This is a genomic window from Polaromonas sp. CG_9.11, from assembly GCF_015752225.1.
In the GTDB taxonomy this organism is placed as follows: Bacteria; Pseudomonadota; Gammaproteobacteria; order Burkholderiales; family Burkholderiaceae_C; genus Polaromonas.
In genome coordinates this window covers 84,093-108,212 of record NZ_JADOVE010000008.1, presented here as the reverse complement: position 1 = coordinate 108,212, position 24,120 = coordinate 84,093, and the positions used below count along the sequence as shown (strand labels likewise).

At 62.1% G+C, this 24,120-nt stretch carries 26 protein-coding genes; all 26 read left to right on the top strand.

Annotated elements, in window-relative coordinates:
* The first annotated feature begins 221 nt into the window (after positions 1-221).
* The 26 genes from IWX85_RS08795 (at position 222) to tatC (ending at position 24,000) form a co-directional block, all read left to right on the top strand.
* A complete protein-coding gene (locus IWX85_RS08795) occupies positions 222-4,988 on the top strand; it encodes a glutamate synthase-related protein (RefSeq protein ID WP_196869472.1) in 4,767 nt (1,588 codons plus the stop codon).
* 152 nt (positions 4,989-5,140) lie between these two features.
* Positions 5,141-6,607, top strand: coding sequence for a glutamate synthase subunit beta (locus IWX85_RS08790; protein WP_036806104.1), 1,467 nt, complete (start codon positions 5,141-5,143; stop codon positions 6,605-6,607).
* Between the two features lie 54 nt (positions 6,608-6,661).
* A complete protein-coding gene (locus tag IWX85_RS08785) occupies positions 6,662-7,507 on the top strand; it encodes an ABC transporter ATP-binding protein (protein WP_036806101.1) in 846 nt (281 codons plus the stop codon).
* Positions 7,504-8,286, top strand: coding sequence for a lipid asymmetry maintenance ABC transporter permease subunit MlaE (gene mlaE / locus IWX85_RS08780; RefSeq protein WP_036806098.1), 783 nt, complete (start codon positions 7,504-7,506; stop codon positions 8,284-8,286). The genes IWX85_RS08785 and mlaE overlap by 4 nt, the downstream gene beginning before the upstream one ends.
* 84 nt (positions 8,287-8,370) lie before the next feature.
* On the top strand, positions 8,371-8,880 hold the full coding sequence (gene mlaD / locus IWX85_RS08775) for an outer membrane lipid asymmetry maintenance protein MlaD (RefSeq protein WP_036806095.1): 510 nt from the start codon (positions 8,371-8,373) through the stop codon (positions 8,878-8,880).
* Positions 8,877-9,659, top strand: coding sequence for a VacJ family lipoprotein (locus IWX85_RS08770; protein WP_036806092.1), 783 nt, complete (start codon positions 8,877-8,879; stop codon positions 9,657-9,659). Before mlaD ends, IWX85_RS08770 begins: the two co-directional genes overlap by 4 nt.
* Before the next feature lie 169 nt (positions 9,660-9,828).
* Positions 9,829-10,467, top strand: a complete 639-nt coding sequence (locus IWX85_RS08765) for a phospholipid-binding protein MlaC (protein WP_196869471.1) — start codon at positions 9,829-9,831, stop codon at positions 10,465-10,467.
* A gap of 8 nt (positions 10,468-10,475) precedes the next feature.
* On the top strand, positions 10,476-10,772 hold the full coding sequence (locus IWX85_RS08760) for an STAS domain-containing protein (protein ID WP_370584253.1): 297 nt from the start codon (positions 10,476-10,478) through the stop codon (positions 10,770-10,772).
* 70 nt (positions 10,773-10,842) lie between these two features.
* A complete protein-coding gene (locus tag IWX85_RS08755; RefSeq protein ID WP_196869470.1) occupies positions 10,843-11,802 on the top strand; it encodes an ABC transporter ATP-binding protein in 960 nt (319 codons plus the stop codon).
* Positions 11,799-12,554 (top strand): ABC transporter permease, encoded by a 756-nt coding sequence (locus IWX85_RS08750; protein ID WP_196869469.1) that lies wholly within the window; start codon positions 11,799-11,801, stop codon positions 12,552-12,554. The genes IWX85_RS08755 and IWX85_RS08750 overlap by 4 nt, the downstream gene beginning before the upstream one ends.
* A gap of 185 nt (positions 12,555-12,739) precedes the next feature.
* Complete coding sequence (locus IWX85_RS08745) at positions 12,740-12,985, top strand: BolA family protein (RefSeq protein WP_196869468.1); 246 nt, start codon at positions 12,740-12,742, stop codon at positions 12,983-12,985.
* A 4-nt stretch (positions 12,986-12,989) separates the two neighbouring features.
* On the top strand, positions 12,990-14,264 hold the full coding sequence (murA, locus tag IWX85_RS08740) for a UDP-N-acetylglucosamine 1-carboxyvinyltransferase (RefSeq protein WP_036806077.1): 1,275 nt from the start codon (positions 12,990-12,992) through the stop codon (positions 14,262-14,264).
* Positions 14,261-14,911, top strand: a complete 651-nt coding sequence (gene hisG, locus IWX85_RS08735) for an ATP phosphoribosyltransferase (protein ID WP_036806075.1) — start codon at positions 14,261-14,263, stop codon at positions 14,909-14,911. Before murA ends, hisG begins: the two co-directional genes overlap by 4 nt.
* Before the next feature lie 5 nt (positions 14,912-14,916).
* Positions 14,917-16,263 (top strand): histidinol dehydrogenase, encoded by a 1,347-nt coding sequence (hisD, locus tag IWX85_RS08730; protein ID WP_036806072.1) that lies wholly within the window; start codon positions 14,917-14,919, stop codon positions 16,261-16,263.
* On the top strand, positions 16,260-17,357 hold the full coding sequence (gene hisC / locus IWX85_RS08725) for a histidinol-phosphate transaminase (RefSeq protein ID WP_036806070.1): 1,098 nt from the start codon (positions 16,260-16,262) through the stop codon (positions 17,355-17,357). Before hisD ends, hisC begins: the two co-directional genes overlap by 4 nt.
* Positions 17,354-17,983 carry an imidazoleglycerol-phosphate dehydratase HisB gene (gene hisB, locus IWX85_RS08720; protein WP_036806067.1) on the top strand — a complete coding sequence of 210 codons (630 nt, stop codon included), beginning with the start codon at positions 17,354-17,356 and terminating at the stop codon, positions 17,981-17,983. The genes hisC and hisB overlap by 4 nt, the downstream gene beginning before the upstream one ends.
* Positions 17,984-18,085: 102 nt before the next feature.
* The gene (hisH, locus tag IWX85_RS08715) at positions 18,086-18,766 is read left to right on the top strand and encodes an imidazole glycerol phosphate synthase subunit HisH (RefSeq protein ID WP_036806064.1); all 681 of its coding nucleotides are present in this window, start codon (positions 18,086-18,088) and stop codon (positions 18,764-18,766) included.
* A gap of 85 nt (positions 18,767-18,851) precedes the next feature.
* Positions 18,852-19,592, top strand: coding sequence for a 1-(5-phosphoribosyl)-5-[(5-phosphoribosylamino)methylideneamino]imidazole-4-carboxamide isomerase (gene hisA / locus IWX85_RS08710; protein WP_196869467.1), 741 nt, complete (start codon positions 18,852-18,854; stop codon positions 19,590-19,592).
* A 146-nt stretch (positions 19,593-19,738) separates the two neighbouring features.
* On the top strand, positions 19,739-20,518 hold the full coding sequence (gene hisF / locus IWX85_RS08705) for an imidazole glycerol phosphate synthase subunit HisF (protein ID WP_196869466.1): 780 nt from the start codon (positions 19,739-19,741) through the stop codon (positions 20,516-20,518).
* Between the two features lie 134 nt (positions 20,519-20,652).
* Complete coding sequence (gene hisI / locus IWX85_RS08700) at positions 20,653-21,051, top strand: phosphoribosyl-AMP cyclohydrolase (protein ID WP_036812495.1); 399 nt, start codon at positions 20,653-20,655, stop codon at positions 21,049-21,051.
* Positions 21,052-21,057: 6 nt separating this feature from the next.
* Positions 21,058-21,447 carry a phosphoribosyl-ATP diphosphatase gene (locus IWX85_RS08695; RefSeq protein ID WP_196869465.1) on the top strand — a complete coding sequence of 130 codons (390 nt, stop codon included), beginning with the start codon at positions 21,058-21,060 and terminating at the stop codon, positions 21,445-21,447.
* A gap of 15 nt (positions 21,448-21,462) precedes the next feature.
* On the top strand, positions 21,463-21,843 hold the full coding sequence (locus IWX85_RS08690) for a hypothetical protein (protein ID WP_196869464.1): 381 nt from the start codon (positions 21,463-21,465) through the stop codon (positions 21,841-21,843).
* Positions 21,840-22,199 carry a histidine triad nucleotide-binding protein gene (locus IWX85_RS08685; RefSeq protein ID WP_196869463.1) on the top strand — a complete coding sequence of 120 codons (360 nt, stop codon included), beginning with the start codon at positions 21,840-21,842 and terminating at the stop codon, positions 22,197-22,199. Before IWX85_RS08690 ends, IWX85_RS08685 begins: the two co-directional genes overlap by 4 nt.
* A 155-nt stretch (positions 22,200-22,354) precedes the next feature.
* Positions 22,355-22,609 carry a Sec-independent protein translocase subunit TatA gene (tatA, locus tag IWX85_RS08680; protein ID WP_036806052.1) on the top strand — a complete coding sequence of 85 codons (255 nt, stop codon included), beginning with the start codon at positions 22,355-22,357 and terminating at the stop codon, positions 22,607-22,609.
* A 55-nt stretch (positions 22,610-22,664) separates the two neighbouring features.
* Positions 22,665-23,132, top strand: coding sequence for a Sec-independent protein translocase protein TatB (gene tatB, locus IWX85_RS08675; protein WP_036806049.1), 468 nt, complete (start codon positions 22,665-22,667; stop codon positions 23,130-23,132).
* A gap of 64 nt (positions 23,133-23,196) precedes the next feature.
* Positions 23,197-24,000 carry a twin-arginine translocase subunit TatC gene (tatC, locus tag IWX85_RS08670; RefSeq protein ID WP_196869462.1) on the top strand — a complete coding sequence of 268 codons (804 nt, stop codon included), beginning with the start codon at positions 23,197-23,199 and terminating at the stop codon, positions 23,998-24,000.
* The last annotated feature ends 120 nt before the right edge of the window (positions 24,001-24,120 follow it).

Genomic DNA, 24,120 nt, shown 5'->3' with positions numbered 1-24,120 from the left:
CGCGCTTGCCATCAAAAAAATTCGCTATTTTTTTGATGTGTCCCCATATATTTAGTGCGGGGCTAAAGTTGGAATTAATTGGAATCTGACCCTGATTAAAAAATTTGGCTTGCAGGCTGGCATGTACTATGCTCATCTTTTTTGGATTTAGAAACACCCGGCAGACAGGCTTGGCGTTTTTTGACCCGCGCCTCCTGTTTCCCCACTGACAAGGAATTGCCATGACCACGGCTGCTGAAATCAAGCATTTTGAAGAACACGGTTTGTACGCAGGCGCCAACGAGCACGATGCCTGCGGGGTTGGCTTTGTGGCCCATATCAAGGGCCACAAGAGCCATGCGATTGTTGAGCAGGCCCTCAAGATTCTTGAAAACCTCGATCACCGGGGCGCCGTGGGTGCCGACAAGCTGATGGGTGATGGCGCCGGCATCCTGATCCAGTTGCCTGACGCGCTGTACCGCGAAGAAATGGCCGTTCAAGGCATCGCCTTGCCGCCACCGGGCGAATACGGCGTGGGCATGGTGTTCCTGCCCAAGGAACATGCCTCGCGCCTGGCCTGCGAACAGGCACTGGAACGCGCCGTCCATGCCGAAGGCCAGGTGCTGCTCGGCTGGCGCGACGTGCCGGTGAACAAGGACATGCCGATGTCGCCGACCGTGCGCGCCAAGGAACCCATCCTGCGCCAGATCTTCATCGGCCGCGGCAACGACGTGATCGTCCAGGACGCGCTGGAGCGCAAGCTCTACGTGATCCGCAAGACCGCCAGCGCCGCCATTCAGCGCCTGCACCTGACGCACAGCAAGGAATACTACGTTCCCAGCATGTCCAGCCGCACCGTGGTCTACAAGGGACTGCTGCTGGCCGACCAGGTGGGCACCTATTTCATGGACCTGACGGACGCGCGCTGCGTCTCGGCGCTGGGTCTGGTGCACCAGCGGTTTTCCACCAACACCTTCCCCGAGTGGCCGCTGGCGCACCCCTACCGCTATGTCGCGCACAACGGCGAGATCAACACTGTCAAGGGCAACTACAACTGGATGAAGGCGCGTGAAGGCGTGATGTCTTCGCCGGTGCTCGGTGCCGACCTGCAAAAGCTCTACCCGATCAGCTTTCCCGGCCAGTCCGACACCGCCACCTTCGACAACTGCCTGGAACTGCTGACCATGGCCGGCTATCCGATCAGCCAGGCGGTGATGATGATGATTCCCGAGCCGTGGGAGCAGCACACCACCATGGACGAGCGGCGCAAGGCCTTTTATGAATACCACGCCGCGATGCTGGAGCCGTGGGACGGCCCGGCCTCCATCGTCTTCACCGACGGTCGCCAGATCGGCGCCACGCTGGACCGCAACGGCCTGCGCCCCTCGCGTTACTGCGTCACCGACGACGACCTGGTCATCATGGCGTCAGAATCCGGCGTGCTGCCGATTCCGGAGCACAAGATCATTCGCAAATGGCGCTTGCAGCCCGGCAAGATGTTCCTGATCGATTTGGAGCAGGGACGGATTGTTGACGACGACGAAATCAAGGCCACGCTGTCGCACAGCAAGCCGTACAAGCAGTGGATCGAAAACCTGCGCATCAAGCTCGACGACGTGGCGCTTGCCTCATCCCCGGCTTCACTCCCTCGCCCTCTGGGAGAGGGCAGGGGTGAGGGCGTTCCCGCTTCGGTTTCATTGCTCGATCGCCAGCAAGCCTTCGGCTACACCCAGGAAGACATCAAGTTCCTGCTCTCGCCGATGGCCTCCAACGGCGAGGAAGCCACCGGCTCCATGGGCAACGACAGCCCGCTGGCTGTGCTGTCGAACAAGAACAAGCCGCTGTACAACTACTTCAAGCAACTGTTCGCGCAGGTCACGAACCCGCCGATCGACCCGATCCGCGAAGCCATCGTGATGTCGCTGGTGTCCTTCATTGGCCCCAAGCCGAACCTGCTCGACATCAACCAGGTCAACCCGCCAATGCGGCTCGAAGTGAGCCAGCCGGTGCTGAACAATGCCGACATGCAAAAGCTGCGCGACATCGAAATCCGCACCCAGGGCAAGTTCAAGAGCTACACCCTTGACATCACCTATCCGCTGGCCTGGGGCAGCGAAGGCGTCGAGGCCAAGCTGGCGTCGCTGTGCGCCGAAGCGGTCGATGCGATCAAGACCGGCAAGAACATCCTGATCGTCAGCGACCGCGCCCTGAGCACCACGCAGGTCGCGATTCCGGCGCTGCTGGCGCTGTCGGCGATTCACCAGCACCTGGTGAAGGAAGGCCTGCGCACCACCGCCGGGCTGGTGGTCGAAACCGGTTCGGCCAAGGAAGTGCATCATTTCGCCGTGCTGGCCGGCTACGGCGCCGAGGCGGTCCACCCTTACCTGGCGCTGGAAACCCTGGCGGAGCTGTCCAGGGGCCTGCCGGGCGACCTGAGCACCGACAAGGCGGTGTACAACTACACCAAGGCCGTCGGCAAGGGCCTGTCCAAGATCATGTCCAAGATGGGTGTGTCCACCTACATGAGCTACTGCGGCGCGCAGCTGTTCGAGGCCATCGGCCTGAACCGCCAGACGGTTGACAAGTTCTTCACCGGCACTTCCAGCCAGGTCGAAGGCATGGGCGTGTTCGGGATTGCCGAGGAAGCCCTGCGCATGCACAAGGCGGCCTTCAGCGACGACCCGGTGCTGGCCAACATGCTGGATGCCGGCGGTGAATACGCCTGGCGTGTGCGCGGCGAAGACCACATGTGGACGCCTGACACGATTGCCAAGCTGCAGCATTCGACGCGCGCCAACAACTGGAACACCTACAAGGAATTCGCCCAGCTCGTCAACGACCAGAACCGCCGCCACATGACATTGCGCGGCCTGTTCGAGTTCAAGCTCGACCCGAGCAAGGCCATTCCGATCGACGAAGTCGAGCCAGCCAAGGAAATCGTCAAGCGCTTTGTCACCGGTGCCATGTCGCTGGGCTCGATCAGCACCGAAGCCCATGCAACGCTGGCCGTGGCCATGAACCGCATCGGCGGCAAGAGCAACACGGGCGAGGGCGGCGAAGACCCGGCGCGCTATCGTCAGGAACTCAAGGGCATCCCGATCCGGCGTGGCGACACGCTGAAAAGCGTGATTGGCGAGAAGGTCGTTGAGGTCGACCTGCCGCTGCAGGACGGCGACTCGCTGCGTTCGCGCATCAAGCAGGTGGCGTCGGGCCGTTTTGGCGTCACCGCCGAATACCTGGTGTCGGCCGACCAGATCCAGATCAAGATGGCGCAGGGCGCCAAGCCGGGCGAGGGCGGACAGCTGCCCGGCGGCAAGGTCAGCGACTACATTGGCCAGCTGCGCTTTTCGGTGCCCGGCGTCGGCCTGATCTCGCCCCCGCCGCACCACGACATTTATTCGATCGAGGACCTGGCGCAGCTGATCCACGACCTGAAGAATGTCAACCCGCGCGCCAGCATCAGCGTCAAGCTGGTCAGCGAAACCGGCGTCGGCACGATTGCCGCCGGCGTGGCCAAGGCCAAGGCCGACCATGTGGTGATTGCCGGCCATGACGGCGGCACGGGCGCTTCGCCCTGGTCGTCGATCAAGCATGCCGGATCGCCCTGGGAAATCGGCCTGGCCGAAACCCAGCAGACGCTGGTGCTCAACCGCCTGCGCGGCCGCATCCGCGTGCAGGCCGATGGCCAGATGAAGACCGGCCGTGACGTGGTCATCGGCGCGCTGCTGGGCGCCGACGAGTTCGGCTTTGCCACCGCACCGCTGGTCGTCGAGGGCTGCATCATGATGCGCAAATGCCACCTCAACACCTGCCCGGTCGGCGTCGCCACGCAGGACCCGGTGCTGCGCCAGAAGTTCAGCGGCAAGCCCGAGCATGTCGTCAATTACTTCTTCTTTGTCGCCGAAGAAGCACGCCAGTTGATGGCGCAGCTCGGCATTGCCAAGTTCGACGACCTGATCGGTCGCCCTGATTTGCTGGACATGCAAAAAGGCATCGAACACTGGAAGGCCAGCGGCCTGGATTTCAGCCGCCTGTTCTACCAGCCCCAGGTGCCGGCCGATGTGGCGCGCCTGCACGTGATGGACCAGGAGCATGGGCTTGAAAAAGCGCTGGATCTGCGCCTGATCGAGAAATCCAGGGCCGCGCTGGAAAAGGGCGAAAAAGTCCAGTTCATCGAAGTGGCGCGCAACGTCAACCGCACCGTCGGCGCCATGCTGTCGGGAGAACTGACCCGCCTGCGCCCCGAAGGCCTGCCGGACGACACCTTGCGCATCCAGCTTGAAGGTACCGGTGGCCAGTCGTTCGGTGCCTTCCTGGCCAAGGGCATCACCCTGTATTTGATTGGCGACGCCAACGACTACACCGGCAAGGGCCTTTCGGGCGGACGCATTGTGGTGCGCCCGAGCATTGATTTCCGGGGCGAGGCGGTGCGCAACACCATCGTCGGCAATACCGTGATGTACGGCGCCACCAGCGGCGAAGCCTTCTTCAGCGGCGTGGCTGGCGAGCGCTTTGCGGTGCGCCTGTCGGGCGCGACGGCGGTCATCGAAGGCACGGGCGACCATGGCTGCGAATACATGACCGGCGGCACGGTGGCCGTGCTGGGCAAGACCGGCCGCAACTTTGCCGCCGGCATGAGCGGCGGCGTGGCCTATGTGTACGACGAGGACGGCCTGTTTGCGACGCGCTGCAACATGTCGATGGTGTCGATGGACAAGGTTGTCACCACGGCAGAGCAGCACACCCATGACCCCTCCGACTGGCATGCCGGCCAAAGCGATGAAGAGCAACTCAAGCGCCTGCTGCAGGACCACAACCGCTGGACCGGCAGCAAACGCGCCCGGGAACTGCTGGACACCTGGAGCGTGTCGCGCCTGAAGTTCGTGAAGGTCTTCCCGAACGAATACAAGCGCGCCCTGATTGAGCGCAAGGAGCGCCGGCTTGAAGCGGCGACCGAAACCACCCGCGCCCAGGTGGCGACCAACCGGGAGGCGGTGGCCACCAAGTAAGCCGGGCAGGGCGGGCGGCGCCCTGGCATGCCTTGCCAACCCGCCGGCCGCGCTGCCGTTTGACCATTTTGCTATCGTATCAATAGCTGCTGATGCCCGCTGGATGGGCGGAAACGGCATGAAAAGCTTAAAAAATCGCACAGGAAGAGATCATGGGAAAAATCACCGGCTTCATGGAATACGAGCGCATCGAAGAGGGCTACAAGCCTGTTCCCGAGCGTCTGAAGAACTACAAGGAAATCGTCATTGGTCTCGATGACCGGCAGGCCAGCACCCAGGCCGCACGCTGCATGGATTGCGGCACGCCCTTTTGCAACAGCGGCTGCCCGGTCAACAACATCATTCCCGACTTCAACGACATGGTGTTCAGGGATGACTGGAAAAACGCCATCGACACGCTGCACAGCACCAACAACTTTCCGGAGTTCACCGGCCGCATCTGCCCGGCGCCCTGCGAAGCAGCCTGCGTGCTGAATGTGAACGACGAAGCGGTGGGTATCAAGTCGATCGAGCATGCCATCATCGACCGCGCCTGGCTGGAAGGCTGGGTCAAGCCCCGTCCGGCCCAACACAAGACCGGCAAGAAGGTCGCTGTCGTCGGTTCCGGCCCGGCTGGCATGGCCGCTGCGCAGCAACTGGCGCGCGTCGGCCATGACGTGACGCTGTTCGAGAAGAACGACCGCGTCGGCGGCCTGCTGCGCTACGGCATTCCCGACTTCAAGATGGAAAAGATCCACATCGACCGCCGCGTCGAGCAGATGCAGGCCGAGGGCGTGACCTTTCGCACCGGCGTCATGGTGGGCAGCCTGCCCAAGGGTTCCAAGGTCACCAACTGGGCCAAGGAAACCATCACGCCTGAACAATTGCAAAAAGACTTCGATGCGGTGGTCCTGACCGGCGGCGCCGAGCAGTCGCGCGACCTGCCCGTGGCCGGCCGCGACCTGGACGGCGTGCATTTTGCAATGGAATTCTTGCCGCAGCAAAACAAGGTCAACGCCGGCGACAAGGTCAAGGGCCAGCTGCGTGCCGACGGCAAGCACGTCATCGTGATTGGCGGCGGCGACACCGGCTCGGACTGCGTCGGTACCAGCAACCGCCACGGCGCGGCCAGCGTCACCCAGTTCGAGCTGATGCCCGAGCCGCCTGTCGAAGAAAACCGCCCCATGACGTGGCCCTACTGGCCGATCAAGCTGCGCACCAGTTCCAGCCACGAAGAGGGCTGCGAGCGCGAATTCGCCATCTCGACCAAGGAGCTGATTGGCGAAAAAGGCAAGCTCACCGGCCTGAAGACCGTTCGCGTTGAATGGAAGGATGGAAAGATGGTTGAGGTTGCCGGCTCCGAACAGATTTTGAAAGCCGACCTGGTGCTGCTGGCCATGGGCTTTGTCTCGCCGGTGGCGTCTGTGCTCGACGCCTTTGGCATCGAGAAGGACAACCGGGGCAATGCCCGTGCCGGCACCGACTTCATCGGCGGCTATGCCACCAACATTCCCAATGTGTTTGCGGCGGGTGACATCCGGCGTGGCCAGAGCCTGGTGGTGTGGGCCATCCGCGAAGGCCGCCAGGCCGCGCGGTCGGTGGACGAGTACCTGATGGGCTACAGCGACCTGCCACGCTGATTAGCGTAATCCCTTATGATCCAGAAGCCGGAATCCCCGGCTTTTGTCTTTTCTATGCCCGCACCTTCCAACCCTGCCATTGTCGAACTTCGCCACCTGACTTTTGGGTATGGGGAGCGCGTCATTCTGGATGACATTTCGCTGTCGGTTCCCCGGGGCAAGGTCACGGCCCTGCTGGGTGCATCGGGCGGCGGCAAGACGACCATCCTGCGCCTGATCGGCGGGCAGAACCGGGCGCAATCGGGCCAGTTGCTGTTCGACGGCCAGGACGTCACGCCGATGAACCAGGAACAGATCTACGCAGCCCGCCGCCGAATGGGCATGCTGTTCCAGTTCGGCGCACTGTTTGCCGACCTGAGCGTGTTCGAGAACGTCGCCTTTCCACTGCGCGAGCACACCGGTCTGCCCGAAGCGCTGATCCGCGACATCGTGCTGATGAAGCTCAATGCGGTCGGTCTGCGCGGCGCCCGCGACCTGATGCCCAGCGAGGTGTCGGGCGGCATGGCGCGGCGCATTGCGCTGGCCCGCGCCATCGCGCTGGACCCCGAGCTGGTGATGTACGACGAGCCTTTTTCCGGACTCGACCCGATTTCGCTGGGAACCTCGGCACGGCTGATTCGCCACCTGAACGACAGCCTCGGGCTGACCAGCCTGTTTGTCTCGCACGAGCTGGAGCAGACGTTTGCAATCGCCGACCATGTGATCATCCTGGCCAATGGCAAGGTTGCCATCCAGGGCACACCCGACGAGGTGCGGAGCAGCACCGATCCGCTGGTCCACCAGTATGTGCATGCGCTGCCCGATGGTCCCGTGCGCTTTGACTATCCCGGCGTCGCCGTCGAGCAGGACTTCGGTCCCGGCGGTGCGCCTGCATCCCTGAAATCCGGAGCTTCCTCGTGAGTTGGTACAAGCCCGCGGATGTTGGATTCGCCACTCGCAGCTGGCTTGCCAACCTGGGTTTTGGCGCCCGGCTGTTCCTGCGGCTGCTGGGGTCTTTCGGCTCCAGCCTCAAGCGCTTTGGCCTGGTGCGTGACCAGATCCATTTCCTGGGCAATTATTCGCTCGTCATCATTGCCATTTCCGGCCTGTTCGTCGGTTTTGTGTTCGGCCTGCAGGGCTATTACACGCTGCTGCGCTTTGGCTCGACCGAAGCACTGGGCCAGCTGGTCACCTTCACGCTGGTGCGCGAACTCGGCCCGGTGGTGACGGCACTGCTGTTTGCCGGCCGGGCCGGCACCTCGCTGACCGCCGAGATCGGCCTGATGAAGGCCGGCGAGCAAATCAGCGTGATGGAAATGATGGCGGTCGATCCGATCCAGCGCATTTTGGCGCCGCGTTTCTGGGGCGGCGTGATTGCCATGCCGCTGCTGGCCGCCGTGTTCAGCGCCATGGGCGTGATTGGCGGCTGGGTGGTCGGCGTGCTGATGATCGGCATCGATGCCGGCTCCTTCTGGAGCCAGATCCAGGGCAGCGTCGATGTCTGGCGTGATGTCGGCAACGGCATCGTCAAGAGCATCGTGTTCGGCTTCACCGTGACCTTCGTGGCGCTGCTCCAAGGCTACCAGTCGCAACCAACGCCCGAAGGCGTGGCCAGCGCCACGACGCGCACGGTAGTGGTGGCCTCACTGGCGGTGCTGGGCCTGGATTTCATCCTGACAGCGATGATGTTTACGAAGTGATCGCTTGAAAAAATTCGCGGGACAGGCCCTTGCCGTGCGATGGCCGGATGGGCACTGTCCTCAACCGTTTGGAAGGAAGTTTTGATGCAACGCTCGAAGATTGACGTATGGGTCGGCCTGTTTGTGCTGGTGGGCGCCGTGGCCATTTTGTTTCTGGCATTGCAGGCGGCCAATTTGCTGAACCTGAATTTCCAGCCCACCTACCGGATCACGGCTGAATTTGACAATGTGGGCGGGCTCAAGCCCAAGGCGTCGGTGCGCAGTGGCGGCGTGGTGGTGGGCCGGATCGAGGACATCAGTTTCAACGACCAGACATTCCAGGCGCGGGTCACGCTCGACATGCAAAGCCGTTATGCTTTTCCCAAGGACAGTTCGCTGAAAATCCTCACCAGCGGGCTGCTTGGGGAGCAGTACATTGGCATCCAGGCGGGCGGCGACGAAAACAACCTCGCCGCGGGCGACATGATCCGGCAGACACAGTCGGCCGTGGTGCTTGAAAACCTCATCGGGCAGTTCCTGTTCAGCAAGACCGCCGACGAATCTTCAGGAACAGCTCCTTCCCTGCCAGCAACCGGAACGACGGACAAAAAATGAATCAAGCCATTCCTCTATATAAAGTCTCGGGCTGGGCAGCCACCGCACTGGCCATCGCCCTGCTGCAGGGTTGCGCCACCGGTCCACAGGCGAATCCAGCGGATCCGCTGGAGCCGTTCAACCGCGGCGTCTACAGCTTCAACGAAGGGCTGGACCGCGCCGTGCTCAAGCCCGTCGCCACTGCCTACCAGAACATCACGCCGTCGCCGGTACGCACCGGCGTCACGAACTTCTTTGCCAACATCTCGGATGTCTGGTCCATGGTGAACAATGTTCTGCAGGCCAGGCCGGCCGAAGCGATGGATTCGCTGTTTCGCGTCACGACCAACACGCTCTGGGGCGTGGGCGGCATTTTTGATGTCGCCACCGAGCTGAAAATTCCCAGGCACAAGGAAGATTTCGGCCAGACCCTGGGCACCTGGGGGCTGGCGTCCGGCCCGTATGTCGTGCTGCCGCTGTTCGGTCCTTCAAGCGTGCGCGACACGGCAGGCCTGGTGGTGGGCATGCAGGGCGACCTGGTGTCGCAGTCAAACAATGTGCCAGTGCGCAATTCCCTGAAGACCCTGGATTTGGTCGATACGCGGGCCAACCTGCTCGGTGCCGGCGATCTGCTTGACCAGGCAGCGCTCGACAAATACGCCTTCACCCGCGATGCCTATTTGCAGCGCCGCAAGAGCCTCATCGGTGGCAACGAGCGCACCGAACCCGAAGAGCGCTTCGACCTGCCTGAAGTGCTGCCCGCAGGCGTGCCGGCGGTCCCGGTGCCAAATCCCCTGTAATACAGTAAAGCCCTGGTAACAAGCTTTACCAAAGCGTTTTAAAACTTCATCGGCTGCCTGCTGACCAGACTGCAAAATAACTGGTTACACACGGCTTGCCGCCGCAGCTCAGATGGAACGGTCCATGGCGCTGCTGGCAGCCATCTGTTTTGACCTTGAAAGAAAAATCATGAACCGTAGAACTCTCGGACGTTTGTTGACCGCCGCGCTCAGCCTGGCCCTGCTGGCTTCAGCCCCCTTGGTACGCGCGGCGGCGGATGAGGCACCGGATGCGCTGGTCAAGCGCATTTCCAGCGAAGTGCTTGACGCCATCAAGGCCGACAAAGCCATTCAGGGGGGCGAAACAAACCGGGTGCTGGCGTTGGTGGACACCAAGGTCATGCCCAATGTCAATTTCACCCGTATGACGGCTTCTGCCGTCGGCCGCAACTGGCGCCAGGCCACGCCTGAACAAAAAAACCGGCTCCAACAAGAATTCAAGACCCTCTTGATTCGCACTTATTCGGGCGCGCTGTCGCAGGTCAACGACCAGACGCTCAACGTCAAGCCGCTGCGCGCGGCCGCTGGCGACACCGAGGTGACGGTCCGCACTGAAGTGCTGGGGCGCGGCGATCCGGTCCAGCTGGACTACCGCATGGAAAAAACGCCGACCGGCTGGAAAATCTATGACCTCAACGTGCTGGGCGTCTGGCTGGTGGAAACCTACCGCACCCAGTTTGCCCAGGAAGTCAGCGCCAAGGGCATTGACGGCCTGATCGCCTCGATGGCGCAACGCAACCAGACCAACGCAGCCGGCGCCAAGTCCTGAACCCGCCAATCGCCGTGTTAAAACTTCCTGCTGTCCTGACCCATGCCGCTGCCTGCAGATTTTTCGACACCGTGGCTGAGGAAGTGCTTTCGATGCCTGGAGATGTTGTTGTGGACGCCAGTGCGCTGATCCAGTTTGACTCGTCGGCGCTGGCCATCCTGCTGGAATGCCGCCGGCAGTCCCTGGCGGCGGGCAAGGGTTTTTCGGTGCAGGGCGCGTCCGGCCAGCTGCTCCAACTGGCCGACGTCTATGGCGTTGGCACGCTGATTCCCGCTTCGCCAGCCCCAGCAGCCGTGGCCGCCTGAGCGCGCGCTGGCAGGGCCTTGGCCGGCTGCCCGGGATGAGAAAGCCATCAGCCCCTAAAATAGCGGGTTCATGCCAGCCATCTCATTCCAGTCCGTCTCCAAAACCTATCCTCCCCCGAGAAACCAGGCCGGCACCGGACTCAAGGCCTTGGACCATGTCAGTTTTGACATCCAGCAGGGCGAATTTTTCGGTTTGCTCGGACCCAACGGCGCCGGCAAGACCACCCTCATCAGCATTTTGGCAGGACTGTCCCATGCCAGCAGCGGCCGTGTCCTGGTGCATGGCAGTGATGTGCTGCGGGACTATGCCAACACCCGGCGCAAGCTTGGCGTGGTGCCGCAGGAGCTGGTGTTCGATCCTTTCTTCACCGTGCGCGAAGCGCTGCGCATCCAGTCGGGCTATTTCGGGATCAAGCGCAACGACGACTGGATTGACGAGTTGCTCGCCAGCCTGGGTCTGGCTGACAAAGGCAACGCCAACATGCGCCAGCTTTCCGGCGGCATGAAGCGCCGGGTGCTGGTGGCGCAGGCGCTGGTCCACAAGCCGCAGGTCATCGTGCTTGACGAGCCGACGGCCGGCGTCGATGTGGAACTGCGCCAGACCCTGTGGCAGTTCATTGCCAAGCTCAACAAGCAGGGCAGCACGGTGTTGTTGACTACCCATTACCTGGAGGAGGCCGAGGCCCTGTGCAGCCGCATCGCCATGCTCAAGCAGGGCCGGGTGGTCGCGCTGGCGCAAACGTCCGACCTGCTCAGCGCGGCTTCCAGCAATGTCTTGCGCTTCAAGATTGATAGCGAACTTCCCTTGCATCTGGCGCGTCAGGCGCGCGTTACCGGCCGAATCGTGCAGTTTCCGGCGCACAATGCGCGTGAAATCGAGCAGTACCTGGCTGCCGTCCGCGAGGCCGGGCTGGTGGCCGAGGACGTGGAAATCCGCAAGGCCGACCTGGAAGATGTGTTCCTTGATGTGATGAACGAAAAAGAGGTGAAGGAACCCATGGCGATGGACCTGCAAGGAGCCATGAAATGACCGGCTGGCAAACGCTTTTTTATAAAGAAGTTCTGCGTTTCTGGAAGGTCGGTTTCCAGACCGTCGGCGCGCCGGTGCTGACGGCCGTGCTCTACATGCTGATTTTCGGCCATGTGCTGCAGGGCCAGGCGCTGGTCTATGGCAAGGTGAGCTACACCGCCTTTCTGGTGCCGGGGCTGGTGATGATGAGCGTGCTGCAGAACTCTTTTGCCAACAGTTCGTCGTCGCTGGTGCAGAGCAAGATCATGGGCAGCCTGGTGTTTGTGCTGCTCACGCCGCTGTCGCACTGGCACTGGTTCTGGGCTTATGTCGGCTCGTCCGTGGTGCGCGGCCTGATGGTCGGTACGGGCGTGTTTGTCGTCACGGCATTTTTCGGCCGGCCAGGTTTCGTGGCGCCGCTGTGGATCGTGGTGTTTGCCGTGTTGGGCTCGGCCATGCTGGGCGCGTTGGGCGTGATTGCCGGCCTGTGGGCCGAGAAATTCGACCAGATGGCAACCTTCCAGAACTTCGTCATCATGCCCATGACGTTTCTGAGCGGCGTGTTTTATTCCATCCATTCACTGCCGCCTTTCTGGCAGAAGCTCAGCCACCTGAACCCGTTTTTTTACATGATCGACGGTTTTCGCTATGGATTTTTCGGCGTCAGCGATGTGTCGCCCTGGCTTAGCCTGGGCTTGGTGGTGACGGCGTTTTTCGTTATCAGCGCCATCGCGGTCAACATGCTGCGCACCGGCTATAAGATCAGAGGATGACCCCCACGCTTGTCGCTTCGCGTACTGCACTGCCCCCCGAGGGGGCCGCTGCGCCTGCGGTCTGGCGAAGCCAGTCCCGCGGCCCCTGCTGGGGAAAGCGCACCCCATACTTGTCACGCCCTGCGCTGCGCCGCTCCCATTTTTCACGCCATCCAAGGCACTGCACCATTTTCTAGAGACCCTGTATGACCAGCGAAGAACTTCAAACCATCATTGCCGCCGGCCTGTCCTGCGAGCACCTCGAGGTGTCCGGCGACGGCAGCCATTGGTACGCCACCATGGTGTCCAGCGCCTTTCAAGGCCTGTCGCGGATTGCGCGCCACCATCGCGCTTATGCGACGGTGGGAAACCGGATTCAGACCGGTGAAGTGCATGCCCTGTCGATGAAGACCTATACGCCTGCCGAATGGGCTTCCCTGAAGGCGCAATAAACACATGGACAAACTACGCATCAAGGGCGGCAATTCCCTGGCCGGTTCGGTCGACATCTCGGGCGCCAAAAACGCGGCATTGCCCGAACTTTGCGCGGCCCTTCTGACCGCGGACACGGTCACGCTGCAAAACGTTCCCGGGCTGCAGGACGTGACCACCATGCTCCAGCTGATCCGCAACATGGGGGTCGAGGTGGAGCGCAGCGCCAGCGTTCCCGGCACCGTCACGCTCAATGCCGGACCGCTGAGTTCGCCCGAAGCGCCTTACGAGCTGGTCAAGACCATGCGCGCATCGGTGCTGGCGCTGGGGCCGCTGCTGGCACGCTTTGGCGAAGCCACGGTGTCGCTGCCCGGCGGCTGCGCCATCGGCTCGCGGCCGGTAGACCAGCACATCCGGGGCATGCAGGCCATGGGCGCTGAAATCACGGTCGAGCACGGCTACATGCTGGCCAAGCTGCCCAAAGGCCAGACACGCCTGAAAGGCGCGACCCTCACGACCGACATGGTGACCGTCACCGGAACCGAGAACTTCCTGATGGCCGCCACGCTGGCCGAGGGCGAGACCATTCTTGAAAACGCCGCGCAGGAGCCCGAAATTGGCGACCTGGCCGAGATGCTGATCAAGATGGGCGCCAACATCGAAGGCCACGGCAGCCGGCGCATCCGCATCCAGGGCGTCGAACGGCTGCACGGCTGCACGCACCAGGTGGTCGCTGACCGGATTGAAACCGGCACGTTTTTATGTGCCGTGGCGGCAACCGGCGGCGATGTGGTCTTGAGGCATGGCCGCGCCGACCACCTCGAAGTGGTGATTGACAAGCTGCGCGAAGCCGGTGCGACGGTCACGGCAGGCGAGGGCTTCATCCGCATCCAGGCCCGCGGCCGCATGAAGGCCCAGTCGTTCCGCACCACCGAATACCCGGGTTTCCCGACCGACATGCAGGCGCAGTTCATGGCGTTGAATGCCGTTGCGCAGGGCACCAGCACGGTGACCGAGACGATTTTTGAGAACCGTTTCATGCACGTCAATGAAATGGTCCGCCTGGGCGCGAAGATTCAGATCGAAGGCAAGGTCTGCGTGATTGAAGGCGTTGAAAAGCTCTCCGGCGCCACCGTGATGGCGACCGACCTGCGTGCCTCGGCCAGCCTGGTGATTGCCGGCCTGGTCGCCAGCGATGAAACCTTTGTCGAACGCATCTACCACCTCGACCGGGGCTACGACCAGATGGAAATGAAATTGCGCGGCATTGGCGCCGACATCGAAAGACTGAAAGCATGATCACGCTCGCGCTGTCCAAGGGCCGCATCTTCGACGACATCCTGCCGCTGCTCAAGAGTGCCGGCATCCAGGTACTCGACGACCCCGAAAAGTCCCGCAAGCTGATCCTGGACACCAACCAGCCCGACCTGCGTGTCGTGCTGGTGCGCGCCACCGACGTGCCAACCTATGTGCAGTACGGCGGCGCCGACATCGGTGTCGTCGGCAAGGACACGCTGCTCGAATCGGGCAGCCAGGGCCTGTACCAGCCGCTGGACCTGCAAATCGCCAAATGCCGCATCAGCGTGGCGGTGCGCGAGGGCTTTGACTACGCCGCCGCCGTCAAGCAGGGCTCACGATTGAAAGTGGCGACCAAGTACGTGGAAATTTCGCGCAACTTTTTTGCCAGCAAGGGCGTTCACGTTGACCTGATCAAGCTCTACGGCAGCATGGAGCTGGCGCCACTGACCGGTTTGGCCGACGCGATTGTCGATCTGGTGTCCACCGGCCATACGCTCAAGGCCAACCATTTGATTGAAGTTGAACGCATCATGGACATCAGCTCGCACCTGGTCGTGAACCAGACAGCACTCAAGCTCAAGCAGGCGCCAATTCGCAAGTTGATCGATGCGTTTGCCTTGGCGCTTGTCAAGCCCCTAACCGCCTGATTACAATGAAATTGATAGCTACTCCCGCCCGTCTGTCATGCGCTGAAAGCACTTTTGAGTCTCAATTCAAGGCGCGTCTGCACTGGTCGGCCGACACTGATGCCCAAATCGAGCAGCGCGTGGCCAATATCCTGGCCGACGTGCTACAGCGCGGCGATGCAGCCGTGCTCGACTACACGGCCCGCTTTGACGGCTTGAGTGTCGGCGCGATGGCCGAACTCGAACTCACGCAGGCCGAACTGAAAGCCGCGTTCGAGTCGATTCCCGCCGCACAGCGCGCTGCCCTTGAGGCCGCTGCCCGCCGCGTGCGGACCTATCACGAAGCCCAAAAGAAAGCCAGCGGCGAAAGCTGGAGTTACCGCGACGAAGACGGCACGCTGCTGGGCCAGAAGGTCACGCCGCTGGACCGCGTCGGCATTTACGTGCCAGGCGGCAAGGCGGCATATCCGTCGTCGGTGCTGATGAATGCGATTCCCGCCCATGTGGCCGGCGTCGGCGAAATCATCATGGTCGTGCCCACGCCCAGGGGTGAGAAAAACGCCCTGGTGCTGGCTGCCGCCTACGTGGCCGGCGTCACGCGCGCCTTCACCATCGGCGGCGCACAGGCCGTGGCTGCGCTGGCCTACGGTACGGCGACCGTTCCCAAGGTGGACAAGATCACCGGCCCCGGCAATGCCTACGTCGCCAGCGCCAAGAAGCGCGTGTTCGGCACCGTCGGCATCGACATGATTGCCGGACCGTCCGAGATTCTGGTGCTGGCCGACGGCACGACGCCGGCCGACTGGGTGGCGATGGACCTGTTCAGCCAGGCCGAGCATGACGAGCTGGCGCAAAGCATCCTGCTGTGCCCCGACGCCGCCTACATCGACGCCGTGCAGGAAGCCATCAACCGCCTGCTGCCCGCCATGCCGCGCGCCGAGATCATCGCCAGGTCGCTCAACGACCGGGGCGCGCTGATCCACACCCGCAGCATGGAAGAAGCCTGCGAAATTTCCAACCGCATCGCGCCCGAGCATTTGGAAGTCTCCAGCCACGACCCGCACCGCTGGGAGCCGCTGCTGCGCCACGCGGGCGCGATTTTCCTGGGCGCCTTCACCAGCGAAAGCCTGGGCGACTACTGCGCCGGCCCGAACCATGTATTGCCGACCAGCGGCACGGCACGCTTTTCCAGCCCGCTGGGCGTGTATGACTTCCAGAAACGCTCCAGCCTGATCGAGGTCAGCGAAGCCGGCGCGCAAGTCCTCGGCCCGATTGCCGCCGAACTCGCCTATGGCGAAGGCCTGCAGGCGCATGCCCGCGCCGCTGAACTGCGCCTTGCCACCGTGCCCGACATGAGAAAACCCCATCAATGACCGCGCCTGCTTCAACACTCGATCCGAAACTCAAGCAACTGATCCGCCAGGACGTGCAGTCGATGCACGCCTACGCCATTCAGGAATCCAGCGGCATGGTCAAGCTTGATGCCATGGAAAATCCGCACCGGCTGCCCGCCGCCTTGCAGGCGCATTTGGGGCAACGCCTGGGCGCGCTGGCGCTGAACCGCTACCCGGATGGCCGCGTCAACGACCTGCGCCGCGCGCTGGCCGACTACGCACAGATGCCCGAGGGCTTCGACATCATGCTGGGCAACGGTTCGGACGAGCTGATCGCGCTGCTGGCGCTGGCCTGCGACGTGCCCGGCGGCTCGGTGCTGGCGCCGCTGCCCGGCTTTGTGATGTACGCCATGAGCGCGCAGCTGCAGGGGCTCAAGTTCATAGGCGTCGATCTGACACCCGATTTTGAGCTGGACGAAGCCGCGATGCTGGCGGCTATTTGCCTGCACAAGCCGTCCATCACCTACCTGGCCTATCCCAACAACCCCACGGCCAACCTGTGGGACGACGCGGTGATTGAAAAGATCATCGAGGCGGTCGGCGCGCAGGGTGGCCTGGTCGTGATGGACGAGGCTTACCAACCTTTTGCCAGTAAAAGCTACATCGACCGCATTGCAAAGCACAGCCATGTGCTGCTGATGCGCACCCTGAGCAAGTTCGGCCTGGCCGGCGTTCGCCTGGGTTACATGATGGGGCCGAAAGCCTTGATTGCCGAGATCGACAAGGTGCGCCCGCCCTACAACATCAGCGTGCTGAACTACGAATGCGCGCTGTTCGCCCTCGAACACCGCGATGTGTTTGAAGCCCAGGCGCAGGAACTGATCGCACAGCGCGCTTTCCTGTCCCATGCGCTCGGCGCCCTGCCGGGCGTCAAGGCCTGGCACAGCGACGCCAACATGATCCTGATCCGCGTGCCTGACGCGGCACGTACCTTCGACGGCTTGAAACACCGTAAGGTGCTGGTCAAGAATATTTCTAAAATGCATCCTTTGCTGGCCAACTGCCTGCGCCTGACCGTCGGCACCGCCGAAGAAAACGCGCAATTGCTGGCCGCGCTTGAACCCTCCCTATGACCACTTCCATCACCGACTCTCTGCCCGCCTTGTCCGCACCACGCACCGCCGAGGTGTCGCGCAACACCGCCGAAACCAAAATCACCGTCAAGGTCAACCTGGACGGCACCGGCAAGGCCACGTTGTCCACCGGCATCGGATTTTTTGACCACATGCTCGACCAGATCGCCCGCCACGGGCTGATCGACCTGGACATCCATGCCGTGGGCGACCTGCACATCGACGGCCACCACACGGTCGAGGACGTCGGCATCACGCTCGGGCAGGCCGTGGCCCAGGCCGTGGGCGACAAGAAGGGCCTGCGCCGTTACGGCCATGCCTATGTGCCGCTCGATGAAGCGCTGTCGCGCGTGGTCATCGATTTTTCAGGCCGCCCGGGGCTGGTGATGAACGTGCCGTTCAAGAGCGGCATGATCGGCACCTTCGACAGCCAGCTGGCCTACGAGTTCTTCCAGGGCTTTGTCAACCATGCGTTCGTCACGCTGCACATCGACAACCTGAAGGGCGAAAACGCCCATCACCAGGCCGAGACGGTGTTCAAGGCCTTTGCCCGCGCCCTGCGCATGGCGCTGGAAATCGATCCACGTTCGGTCGGCGTGATTCCTTCAACCAAGGGTTCGCTGTAAGCCGCACCGCATTGCTTTTATGCATGTTTTAGTCCTTATGTGCAGGCAGGGCATGCACTGATAGCTATCAAAATAGTAGCATTTTACTTTTTCCCTTTCCGAATGTCCAAATTGAAAATGGTGGCGGTGGTCGATTACGGTTCGGGCAACCTGCGTTCGGTTTCGCAGGCGGTCCGGCATGTGGTGCAGGGCACCGGCTGCGAGGTGCGGGTCACGTCCAACCCGCAGGACGTGCTCGATGCCGAGCGCGTCGTGCTGCCCGGCCAGGGCGCGATGCATGACTGCATGCTGGCGCTCGAACACTCGGGCATGCTCGGCGCCGTGCGGCATGCCGCCGGCCACAAGCCGCTGTTTGGCGTATGCGTCGGCATGCAGATGCTGCTCGACAACAGCCACGAAGGGCTGGACGGCGCGCCCACACCCGGCCTGGGGCTGGTCCATGGCGAGGTCGTCAAGTTCGACCTGGCCGGCAAGCTCCAACCCGACGGCAGCCGCTACAAGGTGCCGCAAATGGGCTGGAACCAGGTGTACCAGGCGCATGCCGACGGCGCTAAGCCCCACCCGGTCTGGGATGGCGTGCCCAACGGCGCGTATTTCTATTTTGTTCACAGCTTTTACGCCTGTCCGTCTGATAAGCGCCACATTGCGGGCGAGGCAGACTACGGTGGGCGCTTTGCAGCGGCGATAGCGCGCGATAATATTTTTGCCACCCAGTTTCACCCCGAAAAGAGTGCCGACCAGGGGCTTGCGCTGTACCGCAATTTCCTGCACTGGAATCCCTGATCAGCCTGTCCTGTTTCCTTTCCCGATGCGCTCATGCCCGGGCGAATCTTTTTTAACCTCACCAACTGCTTTTCCTTAGCCCAACATGCTCCTCATCCCCGCGATTGACCTCAAAGACGGTCACTGCGTCCGTCTGAAACAAGGCGACATGGACCAGTCCACCATTTTTAGCGAAGACCCGGCGGCCATGGCCCGCAACTGGGTCAACAAGGGCGCGCGCCGCCTGCACCTGGTGGACCTGAACGGCGCCTTCGCGGGCAAGCCCAAGAACGAAGCGGCAATCAAGCGCATTCTGGCCGAGGTGGGCAGCGAAATCGACGTGCAGCTGGGAGGCGGTATCCGCGACCTCGACACCATCGAGCGCTACCTGGATGCCGGCCTGCGCTACGTCATCATCGGCACCGCTGCCGTCAAGAATCCGGGTTTCCTGCAGGATGCCTGTACGGCGTTTGGCGGCCACATCATCGTCGGCCTGGATGCCAGGGACGGCAAGGTCGCCACCGACGGATGGAGCAAGCTGACCGGCCATGAAGTGGTCGATCTGGCCAAGAAATTCCAGGACTACGGCGTCGAATCCATCATCTACACCGACATCGGCCGCGACGGCATGCTCAGCGGCATCAACATGGAAGCCACCGTCAGGCTCGCGCAAGCGCTGACGATTCCGGTAATTGCCTCGGGCGGCCTGTCGAACATGGCCGACATCGAGGCGCTGTGCGCCGTCGAGGACGAAGGCGTGCAGGGCGTGATCTGCGGCCGCTCGATCTACAGCGGCGACCTGGACTTTGAAGCGGCGCAAGCGCGCGCCGATGAGCTAAATGGCTGAACGCGGTGCTGATGTGCGCAAAGCCTGGCCACAGAGCGCGCCTCTGCAAGCCAGCCAGGGCCGCGGAACCGGCTTTGCCGGGCCGCAGGCGCAGCGGCCCCCTCGAGGGGCAGGGAGCCACACGCAGTGGGCGACCGTGGGGGCTTATGCTCGCTAAACGTATCATTCCCTGTCTGGACGTGACCGGCGGGCGGGTCGTCAAGGGCGTCAATTTTCTGGAATTGCGCGATGCCGGCGATCCAGTCGAGATTGCGGCCCGTTACAACGACCAGGGCGCCGACGAACTCACGTTTCTCGACATCACCGCCACCAGCGACGGGCGTGACCTGATCCTGCACATCATCGAGGCCGTGGCGTCGCAGGTGTTCATTCCACTGACGGTGGGCGGCGGAGTGCGCACCGTCGAGGACGTGCGCCGGCTGCTCAACGCCGGCGCCGACAAGACCAGTTTCAACTCAGCCGCGCTGGCCAATCCGCAGGTCATCACCGACGCCTCTGCCAAGTACGGCGCCCAGTGCATCGTGGTGGCAATTGACGCCAAGCGCCGCAGCGACGAAGACGCGCTGCTGCGCGGCGCCGGCTGGGACGTTTACAGCCACGGCGGCCGCAAGAACACCGGGCTCGATGCCGTGGCCTGGGCCGTTGAGATGGCTAAGCGCGGCGCGGGCGAAATCCTGCTGACCAGCATGAACCGCGACGGCACCAAGTCGGGCTTTGACCTTGAACTGACGCGCGCCGTGAGCGATGCCGTCAGCGTGCCGGTGATCGCCTCGGGCGGCGTCGGCACCCTGGACCACCTGGCCGACGGCGTGCAACTGGGCGGTGCCGATGCGGTGCTGGCAGCCAGCATCTTTCACTACGGCGAATACACCGTTGCCCAAGCCAAGCGCCACATGGCCGGTCGCGGAATTCCGGTCCGTCTCTGAATTTCAAAGCGTTTAAGGCTGTTTGCGCTTGATGAACCGGCACTTGCAGCTATTGAATTCATAGTGTCGACATGCGTTTCAAGACCACGCCGGCCCTCCCACGACAGCCTGCCACAATCGCGGACAATACCCTCATGAATTGGTTAGACACGGTCCGTTGGGACGACAAGGGCCTGGTGCCCGTGATTGCGCAGGAAGCCGGCAGCGGCGACGTGCTGATGTTCGCCTGGATGAACCGCGAAGCGCTCGAAAAAACCGCCGAGTTGGGCCAGGCGGTGTACTTTAGTCGCTCGCGTGGACGACTTTGGCACAAGGGCGAGGAGTCCGGTCACTTCCAGGTGGTGCATGAAATCCGTCTGGATTGCGACAGCGACGTGGTGCTGCTCAAGATTACCCAACTCGGCCATGAACCCGATCAGCCGGGAATAGCCTGCCACACCGGACGGCACAGCTGCTTTTTCAGCCGTTACCAAAATGGCCAGTGGGTGGCGACCGAGCCGGTCTTGAAAGATCCCGCCAGCATCTACAAATAGCCTGCAATGCACACCCTAAATTCCAACGACACCCTTGAGCGCCTGGCGTCCATCATCGAAAGCCGCAAGCCAGCCCAAGGCGGCGACCCGTCCACCAGCTATGTGGCGCGCCTGCTGCACAAAGGTCCCGATGCTTTCCTGAAGAAAATCGGCGAGGAGGCCACCGAAACCGTGATGGCCGCCAAGGACATCGATCACGGCGGCGCCACGCCCGAACTGCAAGGCAAACTGGTCGGCGAGGTGGCTGACCTGTGGTTCCATTCGCTGATCGCGCTGGCGCACTACAACCTGCGTCCCGCCGATGTGCTGGCCGAACTGGAACGCCGCGAAGGCACGAGCGGCATCGAGGAAAAGGCGCTGCGCAAGGCGCAGCACCGCGAAGCCACCAACGACTGACAAAGGGAGCTACCCATGCGCGACGACATTGTGACGATAGAGCCTGACGAAGGGCTGAGAACCTGGGGCTGGGTCAGCTACCTGCTGCACCTGGTGGTTGCAGTGGCCGCCGTGCTGCCGGGTGCCCAGGTGTCCATCGCCCTGCTGGTGGTGGCGCTGGTCATTGACCTGGTCAAGCGCGGCGACGCGGCCAACACCTGGCAGGCCTCGCACTTCAGCTGGCGGATCCGTTCCGTGATCTGGGCCGGCGTGCTGTACTTGCTGACCTCCTGGCTCTGGCTGCTGTTCATCGTTCCGGGCTGGATTGCCTGGGGCCTGATCTCGGTCTGGTTTCTTTACCGCATTGTCAAGGGCATGGTGCGCATGAATGCCGGCCGCTCCGTGGAGGCCGCATGAGCCATTCTGAAAACTGCATTTTCTGCAAGATCGCCGCTGGCGCCATTCCCAGCCGCAAGGTGTATGAAGATAATGACCTGTTTGCGTTTCACGACATCCATCCCTGGGCGCCGGTGCATTTCCTGATGGTTCCCAAGACGCATATTCCGTCAATGGCACAGGTCGGCCCGGAACATGCGGCACTGCTCGGGCGCATGATGGTGCTGGCGCCACGGCTGGCGATGGAGCAGGGCTGCAATCCCTACCCTGCAGGCGGTTTTCGCACCGTGATCAACACTGGCGAAGAGGGTGGCCAGGAAGTGAATCACCTGCACATGCATGTCATCGGTGGTCCCCGGCCGTGGCTCAAGGGCTGAACGCGTCTCGGCAATGGACCAGAAGGCCGAAAGGCCGGTTTTTTAACTACCCTGCAGGCTTGCAGGGTCATAGGCGCTGTCACATGGGGCCTTTAGAATCAGGCTTTGTTGCAAACATGGCAGTCAATTGACTGTTTTTAGATTAGGAGATGACTATGGGTGGATTTTCCATATGGCACTGGTTGATCGTGCTGTTGATCGTGGTGATGGTGTTTGGCACCAAAAAACTCAGGAACATGGGCGGCGACCTGGGCGGTGCCGTCAAGGGTTTCAAGGACGGCATGAAGGATGGCAGCCAGCTGCCCGAGGATGATAAGCCAGCGGTGCCTGCCAGCAAGGTGACCAACGCCCAGGCCAATGCAACGTCTGAGCGCAACACCATCGACGTCGAAGCCCGGCAAAAGCCCTGATGCATGCTGGAACTTTCCTTTTTGCGTGTTCAATGCGTTGCGGGGCTGATCTGTCGTGATTGACCTAGGCATCTCCAAAATTGCCTTGATCGGAGCGGTTGCGCTGATCGTCATCGGGCCCGAAAAACTGCCGCGCCTGGCGCGTACCGTGGGCACGCTGCTGGGCAAGGCGCAGCGTTACGTCAACGATGTCAAGCAGGAAGTGAACCGTTCCATGGAGCTGGACGAGTTTCGGAAAATGAAGGAAACCGTCCAGGATGCTGCCCGCGACGTTGAAAGTTCGATCCGTACCGGCGCGACTGACTTTGAAAAATCGTGGTCCGACACGGTGACTTCCACCACCTCCGACAGTCTGTCCGGCTTCGAGGTGTTTCCCGAATACCGGCATCCGAAAAAAAATTGGCGGCTCAAGCGCGGCGCCACGCCGCAATGGTTCAAGGCCCGCTCAGGCGTTCGCACCAAGGCCCAGTCCGGCGCGGCCCGAGTGGCACGATTTCGTCCGCAGCCCAGCCGCAAGGCATGAAGCATTTCCCTGAATTTTCCCTTGCGTGCAGACCGGCGCAATTTACACAGCGCAAACTTCCTTCATGAGCGATCCCAACTCTACCGGCGGCGACAAGCCCGACGAGCTCGCAGGCACCGAGCAGCCTTTCGTGCAACATCTCATGGAGTTGCGCGACCGGATGATCAAGGCTGTGATAGCCATTGGCATTGCAGCAGGCATCCTGGCGCTGTTCCCCGGACCAGGCGCCCTGTATGACCTGATGGCCGCGCCGCTGGTAGCCAGTTTGCCCAAGGGCGCGACCCTGATCGCCACCAACGTCGTGTCGCCGTTTGTCGTGCCGATCAAGATTCTCTTCATGGCGGCGTTCATGATCGCGCTGCCCGTGGTTCTTTACCAGGTATGGGCTTTCGTGGCGCCCGGCCTGTATTCGCACGAAAAAAAGCTGGTCATGCCCCTGGTGGTTTCCAGCACGCTGCTGTTTTTCATCGGCGTGGCGTTTTCCTACTATGTAGTGTTTGGCCAGGTGTTCAGGTTCATCCAGAGCTTCGCGCCCAAGTCGATCACCGCGGCGCCGGATATCGAGGAATACCTCAACTTCGTGCTCGGCATGTTCCTGGCGTTCGGACTGGCCTTCGAGGTGCCGATAGCGGTCATTTTGCTGGTGCGCATGGGCGTGTTGACGGTCGCCCAGCTGCGCGAATACCGTGGTTATTTCTGGGTGGCCGCCGCCATCGGTACCGCCTTGGTCACGCCGCCCGATGCCGGCTCGATGATCATGCTGCTGATGGTGGTGGGCGGGCTGTACGAGGTCGGCATCCTGGCCGCCCAGATGTTCCTCAAAAGTACCAAGGCGCCTGACACCGACACGGAAGTCGCCAAACCCTGAAACTGCGCCGGTTTTAAAAAAATAAAGCCGTTCGCGCATCAACCATAAAAGTCTGTCGCTATTTATTCAATAGCGAATGACGCGGTATCCAGGGCAAATGCCTTAGCGCAGAGCCGTTTC

Coding starts and splice junctions, on each gene's coding strand:
- IWX85_RS08795 (WP_196869472.1), top strand. CDS start 222: ATGACCACGGCTGCTGAAATCAAGCATTTTGAAGAACACGGTTTGTAC.
- hisG (WP_036806075.1), top strand. CDS start 14,261: ATGATCACGCTCGCGCTGTCCAAGGGCCGCATCTTCGACGACATCCTG.
- murA (WP_036806077.1), top strand. CDS start 12,990: ATGGACAAACTACGCATCAAGGGCGGCAATTCCCTGGCCGGTTCGGTC.
- hisH (WP_036806064.1), top strand. CDS start 18,086: ATGTCCAAATTGAAAATGGTGGCGGTGGTCGATTACGGTTCGGGCAAC.
- hisF (WP_196869466.1), top strand. CDS start 19,739: ATGCTCGCTAAACGTATCATTCCCTGTCTGGACGTGACCGGCGGGCGG.
- IWX85_RS08785 (WP_036806101.1), top strand. CDS start 6,662: ATGCCCGCACCTTCCAACCCTGCCATTGTCGAACTTCGCCACCTGACT.
- IWX85_RS08750 (WP_196869469.1), top strand. CDS start 11,799: ATGACCGGCTGGCAAACGCTTTTTTATAAAGAAGTTCTGCGTTTCTGG.
- IWX85_RS08755 (WP_196869470.1), top strand. CDS start 10,843: ATGCCAGCCATCTCATTCCAGTCCGTCTCCAAAACCTATCCTCCCCCG.
- IWX85_RS08790 (WP_036806104.1), top strand. CDS start 5,141: ATGGGAAAAATCACCGGCTTCATGGAATACGAGCGCATCGAAGAGGGC.
- IWX85_RS08690 (WP_196869464.1), top strand. CDS start 21,463: ATGCGCGACGACATTGTGACGATAGAGCCTGACGAAGGGCTGAGAACC.
- IWX85_RS08745 (WP_196869468.1), top strand. CDS start 12,740: ATGACCAGCGAAGAACTTCAAACCATCATTGCCGCCGGCCTGTCCTGC.
- hisD (WP_036806072.1), top strand. CDS start 14,917: ATGAAATTGATAGCTACTCCCGCCCGTCTGTCATGCGCTGAAAGCACT.
- IWX85_RS08685 (WP_196869463.1), top strand. CDS start 21,840: ATGAGCCATTCTGAAAACTGCATTTTCTGCAAGATCGCCGCTGGCGCC.
- mlaD (WP_036806095.1), top strand. CDS start 8,371: ATGCAACGCTCGAAGATTGACGTATGGGTCGGCCTGTTTGTGCTGGTG.
- tatC (WP_196869462.1), top strand. CDS start 23,197: ATGAGCGATCCCAACTCTACCGGCGGCGACAAGCCCGACGAGCTCGCA.
- hisC (WP_036806070.1), top strand. CDS start 16,260: ATGACCGCGCCTGCTTCAACACTCGATCCGAAACTCAAGCAACTGATC.
- IWX85_RS08765 (WP_196869471.1), top strand. CDS start 9,829: ATGAACCGTAGAACTCTCGGACGTTTGTTGACCGCCGCGCTCAGCCTG.
- IWX85_RS08770 (WP_036806092.1), top strand. CDS start 8,877: ATGAATCAAGCCATTCCTCTATATAAAGTCTCGGGCTGGGCAGCCACC.
- IWX85_RS08695 (WP_196869465.1), top strand. CDS start 21,058: ATGCACACCCTAAATTCCAACGACACCCTTGAGCGCCTGGCGTCCATC.
- hisA (WP_196869467.1), top strand. CDS start 18,852: ATGCTCCTCATCCCCGCGATTGACCTCAAAGACGGTCACTGCGTCCGT.
- hisB (WP_036806067.1), top strand. CDS start 17,354: ATGACCACTTCCATCACCGACTCTCTGCCCGCCTTGTCCGCACCACGC.
- tatA (WP_036806052.1), top strand. CDS start 22,355: ATGGGTGGATTTTCCATATGGCACTGGTTGATCGTGCTGTTGATCGTG.
- hisI (WP_036812495.1), top strand. CDS start 20,653: ATGAATTGGTTAGACACGGTCCGTTGGGACGACAAGGGCCTGGTGCCC.